Raw genomic sequence first — 14,961 nt, 5'->3', positions numbered from 1 at the left:
TTCGGCTCGGATGAGGCCGGGGCAACCCGCTTAGTTGAGTGGTGGTGGTTGTGGTTGGAAGGGTTCGTACCACCACCAGTCGGCGCGTTCGCCGGTGGGTCCGGGGCATGGTGCGACGTCGGGTGGGGCGAGGGTGGGTGGGCGCGCGAGTGATGCTGGGCTAAGTGGTTTGCCGCGGCTGTCGGTGACGGTGAGGTCGGCGGCGGGTCCGGTGAGGGTGATCAGGCCGCGGTGGTGCAGTCGGTGGTGATAGGGGCAGACCAGTACCAGGTTGGCCAGTTCGGTGGGGCCGCCGTCTTCCCAGTGCCGGAGGTGGTGGGCGTGCAGGCCGCGGGTGGCGCCGCAGCCGGGCACCGCGCACATGCGGTGGCGATGCTCCAGCGCCCGGCGCAGCCGCCGGCTGATCGTGCGCGTCGTTCGGCCGGCGCCGATGACCTCGCCGGCACGTTCGAACCACACCTCGCAGGTGGCATCACAGGTCAGGTAGCGGCGGTCATCCTCGATGAGCAGCGGACCCAGATGCAGCGCGGCGGCGGGCTGCTCGACGTCGAGATGCACCACCACCGTGGTGTGCTGCCCGTGCGGCCGGCGGGCCGCCTCGGCATCCCACCCGGCTTCGACCAGGCGCATGAACGCCTCGAGCGTGCCCGGCACCGGCGGCGCGAGCTCTGCTGCGACCTCGCCGTTGTCGCGGTCGTGTTTCCACTCGGCGATCAGCGCATCACGATGAGAGGCCAAGGCGGCGTCGAACTTCGCCGCGTCCAGGTGGGCGAGTTTGATGCGCCAGCAGGTGAACTCCTCATCGGCGGTCTTGGTGATCGCCGGCTGCGGTTGCGGCCGAGTCTGAGGTTCGGGTCGCGGTTCCAGCTTGACCGCGGTGCGCAGCTGGTTGACCGTGGCGACCCGCGCCAACTCGGCGTAATGCTCATCGGATCCCTCACCGGCACGCGCAGCGATGACCCCGACCTGGTCCAGCGACAGCCGGCCCTCCCGCAGGCCCTGGGCGCAGCGCGGAAACTCCTGTAGCCGGTGTGCCACGGTGCTGATCGTGTGGGCATTCGCCGACGACAAGCCCAGCTTCCAGGCCACCAACGCCGCCACCGAGCGCGCGCCCGTGACACCGCACAGCTCGTCGCGATCCAACTCGGCGACGATCTCCACGATCCGCCCATCAATCGCATTACGCTGACCCGCCAACTCCGCCAACTCCTCGAACAACCCATCCAGGCGCTCGGCAGGATTCACCTCCACGGGAGGCGAGGCGGTCAAAGACATAACCACATCATCGCAGCGACCACCGACAACTCCCGGCTACCCAGCCTCCCTGCCCGCCGGTCCGGTTATGCCCGACGAGCCTTTCCGCCAGCGAGGCCACATCCGTGTACCGGCTAGATCATCCGGGGTCCGCCGAAGCCGGGAACCGTGCCGATCGGGATCAACGCGAGCGCGATGGCGAGAACGGCGAACCGCCGCAACGCTTTTGGGGAGGGCTCCTGGTCCATCTCCGGCCGGCGCGCCGCGAAGAGGATGAACACCACGCCGACATCCAGCGCCACGACCGTCAGCCAGCGGGTCCAGTCGTAGCCGGTCAGGAAAACCGGGCTCACCAACAGCAGGGCGGCGATGACCCACGCCATCCGCCCGCGCAGCGCCTCGACGAACGCATCCAGTGGCACACCCGAGGCGTTGCCCAGTCCCCACATCGTCGCCACGACGGCGGCCGCACCGAACAGGAGGGACATCGTCAGGCCGACTATCCCGATGTGGCCGACGGTCCGGATGGCATCGCCGATCCCGTTGTCGTAATTCGGCATCACGTTGCGGCACACCCAGTCGTGATAGTCGGTCTGCCTCGTTCGCCCGTCAATGACGTAGCGCAGCAACGTGGTCGGCGACGTCACGGTGGCGAACGGGTTGGGCACCAGGCGGTGGGGAACCGACGCGCACAGTTGCGCGGCGACGTCGTGGCGACCGAACGCCGCCACGGCGGCCGTCGCGACGACGCCCGGCACCACCGCGAGCAGCGCGCCAAGCCCCCAACTGTTCTTCAGCGCGCTTCCGAGGACCAGGACCGCCAGCACGGACCCCAACGCGAACTGCAGCCCTACCGCCTCGTGCACGAGCGTCAACGCCGCGATCGCCGCGCCGTAGGCCACGCACCACGCCGTTGCGACGGCGCGGGAACGCGCGACCACCAGCGCGCAGGAGAAAAGCGCCAGGGCCGCCCCACCGAACAGGTCCGGCCGGGCCGAATAGGCCGCAAACGGGACACCGAAGGGCAACAACGGGATCAGCATCGCCACCGTCAGCCTGCGCCCCGACCGAGGGCGACCGACGAGGATCACGCCCGCGACCGTCGCCAGCGCGCACAGGTAGACCGCCGTCGACAACCACCGCAGGCTCAGCGTGGCCGCGAAGTAGTGGCCCGGCACCGAGTGCACCAGTTCACCCGCGAGCCCGCGCCGCACGAAGCCGTGCGTGTAATCGGCGGCGTAGTACGACATCCAGTACACGTCGAGCGGAACGATCTTGATCGCGAACCACAGCATCACCGCCGCCCAGGCCGCGATGCCGGCACCGATACCCACATACCTGAGGCGACGTGCGTGTTCGGGCGCCGTCACCTTCGGCTCCGCCGTCAAATCCGCCCCGCATAGACCGTGGTGGCGGACAGCTGCAGATCTGCCAGTGCACTCAACGCCAGATCGCGGGTCTGTGCCGCGGTGTTGTCGGCGTCGGCCCGGCACGCGATCACATTGAGAAACCGGCTGCCGTTGATTGTGCCTGTGGTGCAGAACAATTGGCCCTGCATCTGTTCGAGGCGGCCGCGGGTGACGCCCTGCTCGGCCAGCCGGATACAGACCTCGTCGGCATCCTCACCGTCGATGCGCCCGACCGCGGCGTCGAGGCTCCCGAGGTTGGAGCAGCCGACCGGGAGCCGGCCGGTCGACATCGCGATGCCTTCGGCGTGCCGGACCAGCCGGCGCGGCGTGTACGGGACGAGGGGCAACGCGGCGAGCATCTCGTTGGGCTGGTGTTGCAGCGACGTCAGCAGCCGCTTGACCTCTGCACGCACGCAACCCAAGTCGTTGGTCACCGCGGCTCCGTCGACGGTGAGGGTGATCGAGGTCAGTGCGTTGGCGCGGTCGTCGGCGGCGGTGCGATCGCTGACCGGAAGCACGACCGTCGCCGAGTTCCCGTCGGCGAGCACCCTGCCCATGCGGTGAGCCAGGCGAGCCGCGAACGCGATGAAGAGCGTGTTGCTGCTGCCCTGGAGACTGCGCGCCCGCGCTTCCCATGCCGCGGCGTCGGTTTGCACAGTCACCGATGGCAGCGCCGTCTGGTCATCGCCCATAGGGGAGGGCGGCCCGGGCTGATGCGCCCCACGGGGGCCGGCCGGAGCCTTGAGCGTGATGGCCAGCGTCACCATCAGTGCGCGAATGGCCGCCGGCAGGCCGCGAACGGCGTCGATCAGATCCTCGCACACGGCGCGCAGCCGGGCCCGTGAATGTGGCTGGGGATAGCCGAAATTGCGTCGTTCACCCTTGACCGCTTCGGTGACCGCCGTGATGAGCCCGAGCCCGTCGACAACGCAGTGTGATGCCACCAAGGTGACCGCCGCACCGCCGCCATCCAACGGCAGGACGCCCAGATGGAACACCGGACCGTCCTCGGGATCGACGGGCACCTGCGCGCGTCTTTCGACCCACGCGCCGACCTGCGACCGCGGTTGCCGTGGTTCCAGTGCGATGTCGGGTGCGCGGTTATCCAGCACCCAGCGATGACGCCCGAACGGCAGCGGCGAACGCTCGATCCGCCGGCCGAGAAGGCCGGCGCCCAGATCCTCGTTGAAGCCCCGCAACGCGTCGAGGTGCACGTCGCGGTCGTACAGCCACGTGCACTGCACCGTGCTGCCTTGACCGGTGGCCCGCAGCCGCAATAAGGCGGCCTGGTCCAGAAACGCCAGCCTCGTCACCGGCGCCCCGCTTCGACCGCTCGCGCTCGGCACGCGATTGCCGCGGCCTCATTGATACCGAGACCCTCCGCACGAGAAGAGAACTGCATCAGGCGTCGACGTGCAGCCCGGCGTCCGCTACGCGCGTGAACTCGGCACGCATCGTCTCGACGTAGCGCAGGACGGACCCGCGGGCGACCTCGGTGCCCGGGTAAGCGGCCACCAACTGCGTTCCGTCGTGCATGCGGTTGACCCACATGCACACCGTCTCCGATAGCCGGTTGTCACCCCAGATCCCCGCACGCAGGCCGTCGAAGTAGTCACCGAACGGGAGCTTGCGGATGTCGATGTAGGACAGCATCGGGACGGGCCGGTCCGGAACCTCGAGAGGCCCCCACGATCCGTCCGCCCTCTCCAGCAAGTGGTAATAGGGGACGGCGCCGAGTGACGTGTTCGCGTCGAACGATACCTGGGCGGCGCTGACCACCTCGGCGAAGGAGGCACCCGCCGTCGGGATCGCCAGCGGGACGAAGCTGGCCAACCAACCCACCGCGGTGGCGTGGGCGGGATCTCGCCGGTTGTCGAAGGGAGTGAGCCCGAAGTACGTGGCCGCGCCGGTCAATCGATGTTCGGCGAGTGCGGCGCAGGCGAACACGCCACCGCTGAACCGGGCTCCCGCGGCGCGGCACGTCGCCTCGAAACGCCGGCCCTGGTCGCCATCGATCAGGTTGAACACGTCGATGGCACCAGGCGTGTCCGCGGAGGCCTCGCCGAGTTCGAGCGGGAACTTCGGCAGCGCACCGTTGTTCGCGGCGAGAAAGGCTCGCCAGCGCCGGATTTCGGGCGAATCCTCATCGAGGGCGGCGGTGTGGGCACGTTGCTTTGCGCTGTATTCGCGGTGACTGGGTGCCGGTGGCAGCGCGACGTGGCCCTGCTGCAGCGCGGTGAAGTACGCCGTCTGGATGTCCAGGAAGATCACACCGGCTGACATGCCGTCGGCGCGTAAGTGGTCGACGGCAATGAAGATCGTGAAACGGTCCTCGCCCTGGATGATTCCGAAGCTGAAGCAATCCCATTGCAGCGGATCGGGCGTGTCCAGGATCAGCTTGCGGATCCCGAGCGGAGCCATTTCTCCGAGAACCGTTGGCGCCAGGGCGATGCTCTCCGGGTCGGCAATCACGTAGCGGAGGATCTCGTCGTCCTTGCCGCGGAGGGCGAACCAGTCGTGGTAGGCGTCGTGGCGCCGCACATGGCTGTTCAGCGCCTGCGTCATCGCATCGATATCGCAGACGCCGCTGATCTCCCAGGCACCGATGCACAACCGCGGGATGTCACGACCGAGGCTGACCTGCCGCCGGTAATACCGAAGATGCTGCGACTGCTGGTAACTGACCGGGGCGGGATGATATTGCGCTTCGGTGGCGCGCGCGTACGTGTCCGCGGTGGGATACCAGGACACGACGGTGCCCTCGGCCGTCCAGTCGTCCACCGTGCCCAGGAACATGCGCTACCTTTCCTTCGTCGGTTAGCGGCGTCAATTCCGAACGGACTTGACCCGACTGCTTGAAAGTTGCTGAACGACGTTGTCCTCGCTGCGGTTAGAGCCGCTGCTCCCGCATGCTGGCGCAACCATAGTGGGCCCCCTTGAACCCGGCAATCTCAGAGGATTTCTGAGCAATCCACCCCATTGCCATCGTCTGTGCCGTGCAAGGTAACCACAACGCGAACGCGCTGAATTCGCGCGCGGTTAACTCCAAAACAGTGCTCTACCAAGCCTTTACATCGACGTCTCGACCCAATCCGTCGATGTCTTCCCCGATAGCCGGCGCTATCTTGACGAAGCCATTCCTGGCTCTGTCATTCCTGCAAAACGGGCCTCGGTCACCATATCCCAGGTACGGCCACGGCGGAATAGTACCAGCCGAACACTTCTTGCGCTTGTCGAGCAAACGGCCCGAGCGTTCTGGGGCAATAAGGGGAGCGACCGCGCGTATCCGTTATGCGCACTTTGCGTTTAAGTCAAGCCACTATCCGAAGCGGTCGCCGTCATCGGATATGGGCGGCCATCCCATTGTGCGGCAACATTTTTGCTGCGGATAGCGCATCGTTTCAGATCGTCGCGCTCAGAGCGCCAAGGGGTCATCCCCAAGATTTCGCTGCGGTCTGGGCCACGGCCGGTTGAATGCGCGAATTGGCATCGCCCCGATTGGGGCATCGGACGCCGGCGCGAAGATGCGCACCATTACTGCGAGGACACCAGTGTCGGCCGCGGGCAACAACTTTCGTCATGAGTGAAAACGTCAGCGCAGCAAGTCGATTGACGATGTGGTGGAAGTGCGGCGGCTAGCGCCGCCACGAACCGCTTCAAACGCATCGAACACGGAACTTGGCGGGCGTCGGCAGCGCTCACGCTGTTGACTTCATGCATACAGTGTGTATGTTGATACATACGGTATGTATGAGGGAGGAAATTGATGAGTACCACGCTTGAAGCCATCGCGGAGGAGCGCGCGACCGTCCTGGACGTGTGCTCCCGCCTGCCCGGGTCGACGTGGGCCGCCGACAGCGGATGTCCCGGCTGGTCCGTCCAAGACCTGGTGTCGCACATGGCGTGTAGCTACTGGTTGGCGGTCGACCCGTCAAAGCTGCCCGATCCCGGTGGGCTGCCCGCCGAACGCGCGGCGGATCTTTACGTCGACTCGCGTCGCTCCATGACCCCCGCCGAGGTGCTGGCCGACTACGAGTCGGTCAGCGCACGCGGCCTGGACGTGCTGGCCGCGGTCGAGGGCCAAGACATCGACATACCGATCGGCGATGTCGGAACGTATCCGGCCTCGGTCGTGCCCACGACTTTTGTCTTCGAGTCCTTCGTCCACCTTCGGTACGACCTGTTCGCGCCCGATGGCCCGTTGCGGTCGGATCCCCCGCCCGTCGACGAGCTCCGGCTCGCCCCGACGCTGGACTGGATCGAGGCTGCGCTGCCGCAGCAGAACACCGAACTGCTGGACTGTTTGCGCGGCGGTCTCGAGATCCGCCTCGACGGAATGTGCGCCCGGACGCTGCACCTGGGCGCCCAGGGGGAGCCCGCCGCGCGGATCGTGTCGGATTCACAGGCGTTCGTGCGGTGGGTGACCCAGCGCGGCACCTGGGAGGGACTTGGCGTTCGGGCCGAGGGCGACCCGTCGGCCCTGGACATCGTCCGCCGGTTCAGGGTGTTCTGAACGACGCCGCGCCAGGCCGTCCCGCAACCTTCATGCGGTGTGTATGACAATGCATACCTACGTGTGAAAGTGAGGGTGGCATGGCGCAAGACGGTCGCCGCACGCAGGCCGAGCGCGCCGCCGACACGCGTGGCGCGCTGGTCAGCGCCGCCCGGCCCCTGTTCGCCGAGCGGGGGTTCGCGGAGGTATCGCTGGAGACGATCGTGCGCGACGCGGGAGTGACGCGCGGCGCGTTGTACCACCACTTCGCCGACAAGACTGAGCTCTTCGCGGCGGTGTTCGAGCAGGTAGAGGGCGAGATGGCCGCCCGGATGGGGGAGGCCGTCGCGGCGGCGGGGCACTCCGATCCGGTCGAGATCATGCGGCTGTGCGCGGGCCTGTGGTTGGACGCGTGCGCCGAACCCGAGGTTCAGCGCATCGTGTTGCTGGAGGCGCTGGCGGTGTTGGGATGGGAACGCTGGAGCGACATCGGGCACCGATACAACATCGGCTTCGTGACGGCGCTGCTGACCGACGCCATCGAATCCGGCAGCATCCCGCCGCAACCCGTCGAGGCGACGGCGCTCACCGTCATGGGTGCGTTGCGCGAGGCGACGCTCTACATCGCCCGCGCGGACGATCAGCGCCAGGCGCGCGCTGATGCCGGCGCCGTGATGGATCGGCTCCTCAATGCGTTGCGCGTTAAGGACACCGGCTGACGCGGGTCGGCTCAGCTCGACGAGGGTGCTTGCACCGAAAGCCGCCTGGTGATGGCCTTCTTGTCCACCTTGCCGATCGGCGTGGTCGGTAGCGCGGCCATCGGTAACAACACATCGGGCCGGGCGTGTGTGGCCACGCCGCGCCGGTCGAGGTGCGCGTTCAACTCGGCCAACGTCACCGGCGGGCCGGTGAAAACGACCGCCGCGCAGATCTTTTCGCCGAGGTAAGGATCGGGTAGCGGCACTGCGGCCGCCGCGAAGATCGACGGGTGGCGCAGCATCTGCTCCTCGAGGTCGGCCGCGGAGATGGTTTCACCGCCGCGGCAGATCACGTCCTTGACCCGCCCGGTGACCGTCAGATAGCCGTCCTGTCGAAGCCGGACCAGGTCACCGCTGCGGAAGAAGCCGTCGGGATCGAAGCAGCGCTCGTTGTCGCGCGCGGCCCGGTAGTAGCCGTTCATCGTGTACGGGCCGCGCACCAGCAGCTCGCCTTCCTCGCCCGGCTCGATCGGTTCACCGTCGGCGCCGACCACCCGCAATTCGTCCGCCGCGCACAATGGGCGCCCCTGGGTGTGGTCGACGAGCTCGGGCGGATCGTCCGGCCGGGTGTAATTGAGTAGCCCCTCCGCCATCCCGAAGACCTGCTGCAGCCCCGGCGTCAGGGTGGTGCGGATCAGGCGGGCGTCGTCGGGCTCCAGCCTCGCGCCGCCAACCTGCAAGAGCCGCAGGGACTTCGGCGTCACCGGCTCCCACTCGCGGGCCTGCGCCCACAGTTTGGCCAGGGCCGGCACCAGCGCGGTGACCGTGACGCCGTGACGCTCGATGGCGGCGAAGGCGGCCTCCGGGCTGGGGTCGGTGCCGAACACGGTGGTGGCGCCCACCGTCATGGCGCCGAGCAGCCCGGGGCAGGCCAACGGGAAGTTGTGCCCCGCCGCGAGCATCACCAGGTACACGTCGTCGGCGGTGAGCCGGCAGACCTGGGCGCTGGCGGTCGCGTTGAACAGGTAATCCTCGTGGGTGCGGGGGATGAGCTTGGGTGTGCCAGTGGTGCCACCCGAAACCAGCAGCAGCGCAGGCGATTCCGGGTCGCGCGACGGTGTGGGGGGCAGGGTGGTGTCCTGCGCGCAGAGTTGCGCCCACGAGGTGAACGGGCCCGGGTCGCCGTCGACGATGACGTGCTCGAGCCCGGGGTGGTCCGCGACGAGCTCGCGCGCCATGGCGCGGTAGTCGAAACCGGTTGCGGCGCCCGCGATCACCAACGCCGTGGGCTGGCTGACGGCGGCGAAATGCCCCAGTTCCGCCGCCCGGTGTCCGGGCAGGCACAGCACCGGGATGGCGCCCGCCCGCAACAACCCGAACAGCGCCACCGCGAACTGGCACCCGTTCGGCAGCTGCAGCAGCACCCGGTCGCCCGGCGCGATGCCCGCACCGCGCAGTCCCGCCGCGGCACGGTCGGCACGCTCGTCGAGCTGCGCATACGTCAAGCCCACGCCGCCCACGGCATCGAGCACGGCCGTGCGGCCGGGCCACCGGCGCGCCGCGTCGCTCAGGATGGTGTCCAGTGTGCGCCCCGCCCAGTAGCCGGCCGCCCGGTAGGCGGCGGCCCGCTCGGCGGGGAACGGCACGAACCCGTCGAGGGCCCCGGCCGGGGGCTGCCCTGTGTTCGCGGTCATGAGGTCCTCAGGCATGGGGGGCGTAGTAGCGGCGATCCGGGAGTAAGGATAGGGTAACCACAACTTAGGGCAGCCTGTGCTAATTCAGGGAGGGTTCGTGGTGCGTGCCTCGGTGCGCTCGGAAGACGTCCGGGCGGAGGTTGCCGAACTGCTCGGCGTCGATGCCGACGGTCTGCAGCCGGACGCCAACCTCATCGGTCAGGGCCTGGACTCGATCCGGATCATGACGTTGGCGGGCCGCTGGCGACGTCGGGGCATCCCGGTCGACTTCGCCACGCTCTCCGCCGCCCCGACGCTCGAGGCCTGGGCCGACCTGCTCACCGGCCGGGACGGGTCCGCCGATCCGCCGCCCGCCGAAACGCCGGCGGGTGCGGCCGGCGATCCCTTCCCCCTGGCGCCGATGCAGCACGCGATGTGGGTCGGCCGCCAGGACGGTCAGCAGCTGGGCGGTGTGGCGGGACACCTTTACGTCGAATTCGACGGCGGTCCCATCGATCCCGAGCGGCTGCGCGCGGCCGCCGCGGCCCTGGCCCGGCGCCATCCGATGCTGCGGGTGCGGTTCCTGCCCGACGGCACCCAGCGCATCGCCGAAACCGCGGCCGGCGACGACTTCCCGGTCGCCGTCGAAGACTTCCGCCACCTGGACCGCGACCACATCGATCAGCGGCTGGCCGCCATCCGCGACACCAAATCGCACCAGCAGCTCGATGACGCCGTGTTCGAGCTCGCACTGACGCGGCTGCCCGGCGAGCGTTCGCGCCTGCACGTCGACCTGGACATGCAGGCCGCCGATGCGATGAGCTATCGCACCCTGATGACCGACCTGGCCGCCCTCTACCTCGGGCACGAACTGCCCGCGCTGGACTACACCTACCGGCAATACCGGCAGGCGATCGAGGCGGACGAGGCGCGGCCCCAGCCGGCACGCGGTGCCGCCCGCGAGTGGTGGGCACGGCGCATCCCGGGTCTACCGGACCCGCCGGCGCTCCCCACCACCGGCGACCGCAGCTCGCGCAGGAGCGCCCGGCTCTGGCACTGGCTGGACCCCGACACCCGCGACGCACTGTTCGCCCGCGCGCAGGCCCGCGGGATCACCCCGGCCATGACGCTGGCCGCGTCGTTCGCCAACGCGCTCGCGCGCTGGTCGACCACTTCACGCTTCCTGCTGAACGTGCCGCTGTTCGGCCGCCAACCCCTGCATCCCGACGTCGACTCGCTGGTCGGCGACTTCACCTCCTCGCTGCTGCTCGATGTCGACCTCACCGGAACCCGCACGCCGGCGGCGCGGGCGGAGGCGGTGCAGGACGCGATGCGGACCGCCGCCGCACACTGCGCCTATCCCGGGCTGTCGGTGCTGCGGGACCTCAGCCGGCACCGCGGCACCCAGGTGCTGGCACCGGTGGTGTTCACCAGCGCCCTGGGACTCGGCGCGCTGTTCAGCCGCGAGGTCACGGCGCAATTCGGCACGCCCGCGTGGCTCATCTCCCAGGGTCCGCAGGTGCTGCTCGACGCTCAGGTCACCGAGTTCGACGGCGGCGTGCTGGTGAATTGGGATGTCCGCGAGGGCATCTTCGCCCCCGGTGTCATCGACGCCATGTTCGCCTACCACATCGACGAACTGCTCGGGCTGGCCCGCGCCGACGACGACTGGGACACACCCGGGCCGGCGCCGCTGCCGGCCGCGCAGCGCGTGGTGCGGGAGGCCGTCAACGGCCGCACCGCCCGCCCCAGCGGAGAAGCGTTGCACGACGGGTTCTTTCGGCAAGCCGAGCGGCGGCCCGACGCGCCCGCGGTGTTCGCCGACTCCGGTGACCTCAGCTACGGCCAGCTGCGCGACCGGGCGCTCGCGGTGGCCGCCGCGCTGCACGCGGCCGGCGTGGGCGCCGGCGACACGGTCGCGGTGGTGGGCCCGAAAACCGCGGAGCAGGTGCCCGCGCTGCTGGGCATCCTGAGCATCGGCGCGGCTTACCTGCCGATCGGCGTCGACCAGCCGCGCGATCGCGCGGAACGCATCCTGCGGACCGGCGGCGTGCGCCTGGCCCTGGTGTGCGGCGGGCAGCGGCTGGAACTGCCCGTGCCCGAGTTGATCCTCGCCGGCGTCCTGCGCGGCGCAACCGCCTCCGCCGAGATGCGCCCGGCGAGGGTCGATCCCGCCGAGCTCGCCTACGTGTTGTTCACCTCCGGCTCGACCGGCGAGCCCAAAGGTGTCGAGGTGACCCACGACGCCGCGATGAACACCGTGGAGTTCATCGCCCGCCACTTCGACATCGGCCCCGCGGACCGCTGCCTGGCCCTCTCCACGCTCGAAGGTGACATCTCGGTGATGGACGTCTTCGTCACCTTGCGGACCGGCGGGTCGATCGTCATGGTCGACGAGGCCCAGCGCCGCGACCCCGACGCCTGGGCCCGGCTCATCGACGCCCACCGGGTGACCGTCTTGCACTTCATGCCGGGCTGGCTGGAGATGCTGCTCGAGGTCGGCCGCGGAAGGCTCTCCTCGGTGCGGGTGATTCCCACCGGCGGGGACTGGGTGCGCCCCGAGGTGGCGCGCCGCCTGAAAGCCGAGGCGCCGAACCTCCGCTTCGCCGGCCTGGGCGGAGCGACCGAAACCCCGGTGCACAACACCATTTTCGAGGTCGATGATCCCGACGAACTGCCGACGGACTGGACCGCCCTGCCTTATGGCGTCCCGCTGGCGAACAACGCCTGCCGCGTCGTCGACGACGCGGGCGACGACTGCCCCGACTGGGTCGCGGGCGAACTCTGGGTGTCCGGTCGCGGCATCGCCCGGGGCTATCGCGGACGTCCGGAGCTGACCGCCGAGCGCTTCGTCGAGCACGCCGGCCGGACCTGGTACCGCACCGGCGACCTCGCCCGCTACTGGCCCGACGGCACGCTGGAGTTCGTCGGCCGGGCCGACCACCGGGTCAAGATCGCCGGGTACCGCGTCGAACTCGGCGAGATCGAGGCCGCGCTGCGCCGGCTGCCGGGCGTCGCGATAGCGGTCGCCGCGGTGCTGCCCGGATCCGGTGGCTCCGAGGTGCTGGCCGCCGCCGTCCGCAGGGAGAGCGCCGAGCTGACCGCCGAGCGGATTCGGGAGCTGATGGGCGAACTCGTTCCCGCGCACATGGTTCCGCGCCACGTCGCGCTGGTCGAGCGCATCCCGTTCACCGACGCCGGCAAGATCGATCGTCGCGCCGTCGCACGCGACCTGGGAGTGGCGGTTTCGCTGTCCGGGCAGCCCGGCTACCGGGCCCCGTCGACGCCCCTGGAATCCGCGCTCGCCGCGCTCCTCGGCGAGCTGCTCGGCGCCGAGCGGGTCGGTCGTGACGACGACTTCTTCGCCCTCGGTGGCGATTCGGTGCTGGCCACCCAGGCCGTGGGCCGCATCCGCACGTGGCTCGACACCCCGAATGTGATGGTCGCGGACGTGTTCGCCACCCGGACAGTCGCGGCGCTCGCCGATCTGCTTGCCGCTCGTGAGCGCGGTGGCGAGCGGCTCGATCAGGTGGCCGAGCTGTATCTCGAGGTCATCCAGATGGACGCCGAAGCGGTGCTGTCGGCTGCCCACCACGGCGGGAAATCCGGTACGCCGCAATGACCTTCAACCACGTGGTGAGCATGCCCACCGAATTCGCATCCTGGATCAAGCGGGTGCCGGGCAGGAATGGGGGCCGGCGGCCCGGCGCGACCGTCGTGTTTCCGCACGCCGGCGCGGCCGCGGCGGGCTACCGGGCGCTGGCGTCCGAGCTGGCCGCGGGCGGCGACACGTACATCGTCCAGTACCCGCAGCGCGCGGACCGGCTGGACCATCCGGCCCCCGACACCGTGCACGACCTCGCCCAGGACCTGTTCGACGGCGGACCGTGGAGCCGGGTCGCGCCGCTGCGGTTGTTCGGCCACAGCATGGGTGCGGTCGTCGCTTTCGAGTTCGCCAGGGTCGCCGAATCCCGCGACACGGCGGTGCAGCGCCTGTGGGTCTCGGCCGGGCCGGCGCCGTCCGCGGTTGCCGCCATGCCCGAACTCCCCACCACCGACGACGGATTGCTAGCCGACATCGCCGATCTCGGCGGCACCGACCCCGAGCTGCTCGCCGACGAGGAGTTCGCCGAGCTGCTGACCACCGCGGTGCGGGCCGACTACCAAGCGGTCAACCGCTACCGATGCGCCCCCGGCGTCCGCATCGGTGCCGACATCTCGGTACTGGGGGCGCGCGACGACCACCGCGTCGATCCGGTCGCCTTGCGGCTGTGGCAGGACCACACCGCGGGCGCCTTCGAGATGTTCCTCTACGACGGCGGGCACTTCTATCTCAACGACCACCTCGATGCGGTTGCGCAGCGGGTGAATGCCGATGGGTGACAACGGGTTCGACGGGGCGTCCGATCCGGTGGCGATCGTCGGCATGGCGCTCGAAGCGCCGGGCGGCATCGACAGCGCCGACAAGTATTGGGAACTGTTGTCACACGGGCGTGAGGCGCTGGGGCCGTTCCCCGCCGATCGGGGCTGGCGGGTGCGCGAGCTGCTCGCCGGTTCGCGGCGCGGCGGTTTCAAGGAGATCCACGATCGCGGTGGATTCCTCTCCGGCGCAACGATGTTCGACCCCGAGTTCTTCGGCATCTCCCCGCGGGAGGCCGTCGCCATGGACCCCCAGCAACGCGTCGTGCTCCGGGTGTCCTGGCGCGCGCTGGAAAACAGCGGCATCAACCCCGACGACCTGGCCGGGCACGATGTGGGGTGCTTCGTCGGCGCCTCGGCTACCGGATACGGCCCGCAGATGTCCAGCTTCTCCCGGCACAGCGGCCACCTGCTCGCCGGGACGGCCCTGAGCGTGATCAGCGGCCGGGTCGCGTACACGCTGGGGCTGGCCGGCCCGGCGCTGACGGTGGACTCCTCGTGCGCGTCCGCGCTGGCGGCGTTCCACCTCGCCGTGCGTTCGATCCAGAACGGTGACTGCGATCTGGCGCTGGCGGGTGGGGTCAACGTGCTGGGCTCGCCCGGGTTCTTCGTCGAGTTCTCCAAACAGCACGCCCTCTCCGACGACGGCCACTGCCGGCCGTACAGCGCACAGGCCAGCGGGACTGTGTGGGCCGAAGGGGCGGCGATGTTTGTGCTGCAACGCAAATCGGCCGCGCTGCGCGCCGGTCGCCCGGTCGTCGCCGAGGTGCGCGCCACCGCCGTCAACCAGGACGGTCGCAGCGCCGGACTGAGCGCCCCCAGCGGGGACGCCCAGGTCCGCCTGTTCCGGCGCGCCATGGCGCAGGCCGGGATCGGGCCCGGAGACGTCGGGATGGTCGAGGGCCACGGCACGGGCACCCGCCTCGGTGACCGCACCGAGTTGCGGTCGCTGGCACACACCTACGGCGACACGGCGCCCGGCGGCGGCGCCCTGCTCGGTTCGGTGAAATCCAACG

Annotated in this window: 10 protein-coding genes; 5 read left to right on the top strand and 5 right to left on the bottom strand. The window is 69.6% G+C overall.

The features are described 5' to 3' along the window. Positions 1-30 precede the first annotated feature (30 nt). From A9X04_RS06045 to A9X04_RS06030, 4 genes are all read right to left on the bottom strand, one after another. Complete coding sequence (locus A9X04_RS06045) at positions 31-1,275, bottom strand: HNH endonuclease signature motif containing protein (protein ID WP_067918688.1); 1,245 nt, start codon at positions 1,273-1,275, stop codon at positions 31-33. Between the two features lie 113 nt (positions 1,276-1,388). Further along, the gene (locus A9X04_RS06040) at positions 1,389-2,624 is read right to left on the bottom strand and encodes a hypothetical protein (protein WP_369828922.1); all 1,236 of its coding nucleotides are present in this window, start codon (positions 2,622-2,624) and stop codon (positions 1,389-1,391) included. A 14-nt stretch (positions 2,625-2,638) separates the two neighbouring features. After that, positions 2,639-3,976, bottom strand: a complete 1,338-nt coding sequence (locus A9X04_RS06035) for a hypothetical protein (protein ID WP_067918685.1) — start codon at positions 3,974-3,976, stop codon at positions 2,639-2,641. Positions 3,977-4,064: 88 nt separating this feature from the next. Then, positions 4,065-5,459, bottom strand: coding sequence for a condensation domain-containing protein (locus A9X04_RS06030; protein ID WP_067918682.1), 1,395 nt, complete (start codon positions 5,457-5,459; stop codon positions 4,065-4,067). A gap of 970 nt (positions 5,460-6,429) precedes the next feature. Here A9X04_RS06030 and A9X04_RS06025 point away from each other — a divergent pair. Next, on the top strand, positions 6,430-7,176 hold the full coding sequence (locus tag A9X04_RS06025) for a maleylpyruvate isomerase family mycothiol-dependent enzyme (protein ID WP_082974831.1): 747 nt from the start codon (positions 6,430-6,432) through the stop codon (positions 7,174-7,176). 80 nt (positions 7,177-7,256) lie between these two features. Next, complete coding sequence (locus tag A9X04_RS06020; protein ID WP_067918680.1) at positions 7,257-7,874, top strand: TetR/AcrR family transcriptional regulator; 618 nt, start codon at positions 7,257-7,259, stop codon at positions 7,872-7,874. Positions 7,875-7,885: 11 nt separating this feature from the next. On the opposite strand, the gene A9X04_RS06015 is transcribed toward A9X04_RS06020, so the two are convergent. Beyond that, entirely contained in the window at positions 7,886-9,547 is a 1,662-nt protein-coding gene (locus A9X04_RS06015) for a (2,3-dihydroxybenzoyl)adenylate synthase (RefSeq protein ID WP_067918678.1), read from the bottom strand. 97 nt (positions 9,548-9,644) lie between these two features. Here A9X04_RS06015 and A9X04_RS06010 point away from each other — a divergent pair, with 97 nt between their 5' ends. From A9X04_RS06010 to A9X04_RS06000, 3 genes are all read left to right on the top strand, one after another. Beyond that, positions 9,645-13,148 (top strand): non-ribosomal peptide synthetase, encoded by a 3,504-nt coding sequence (locus A9X04_RS06010; RefSeq protein WP_067918676.1) that lies wholly within the window; start codon positions 9,645-9,647, stop codon positions 13,146-13,148. Continuing rightward, entirely contained in the window at positions 13,145-13,909 is a 765-nt protein-coding gene (locus A9X04_RS06005; protein WP_067918674.1) for a thioesterase II family protein, read from the top strand. The genes A9X04_RS06010 and A9X04_RS06005 overlap by 4 nt, the downstream gene beginning before the upstream one ends. After that, positions 13,902-14,961 (top strand): polyketide synthase (locus tag A9X04_RS06000; protein ID WP_067918739.1); only part of this gene is annotated, 1,060 nt, incomplete at its 3' end. The genes A9X04_RS06005 and A9X04_RS06000, both read left to right, overlap by 8 nt.

This window comes from Mycobacterium sp. E3247 (genome assembly GCF_001667785.1).
Taxonomy (GTDB): domain Bacteria; phylum Actinomycetota; class Actinomycetes; order Mycobacteriales; family Mycobacteriaceae; genus Mycobacterium.
Note: the sequence above shows the minus strand (reverse complement) of the source record. Positions and strands in the feature narration are given on the sequence as shown.

Coding starts and splice junctions, on each gene's coding strand:
- A9X04_RS06030 (WP_067918682.1), bottom strand. CDS start 5,459: ATGTTCCTGGGCACGGTGGACGACTGGACGGCCGAGGGCACCGTCGTG.
- A9X04_RS06025 (WP_082974831.1), top strand. CDS start 6,430: ATGAGTACCACGCTTGAAGCCATCGCGGAGGAGCGCGCGACCGTCCTG.
- A9X04_RS06005 (WP_067918674.1), top strand. CDS start 13,145: ATGACCTTCAACCACGTGGTGAGCATGCCCACCGAATTCGCATCCTGG.
- A9X04_RS06045 (WP_067918688.1), bottom strand. CDS start 1,275: ATGTCTTTGACCGCCTCGCCTCCCGTGGAGGTGAATCCTGCCGAGCGC.
- A9X04_RS06020 (WP_067918680.1), top strand. CDS start 7,257: ATGGCGCAAGACGGTCGCCGCACGCAGGCCGAGCGCGCCGCCGACACG.
- A9X04_RS06015 (WP_067918678.1), bottom strand. CDS start 9,547: ATGACCGCGAACACAGGGCAGCCCCCGGCCGGGGCCCTCGACGGGTTC.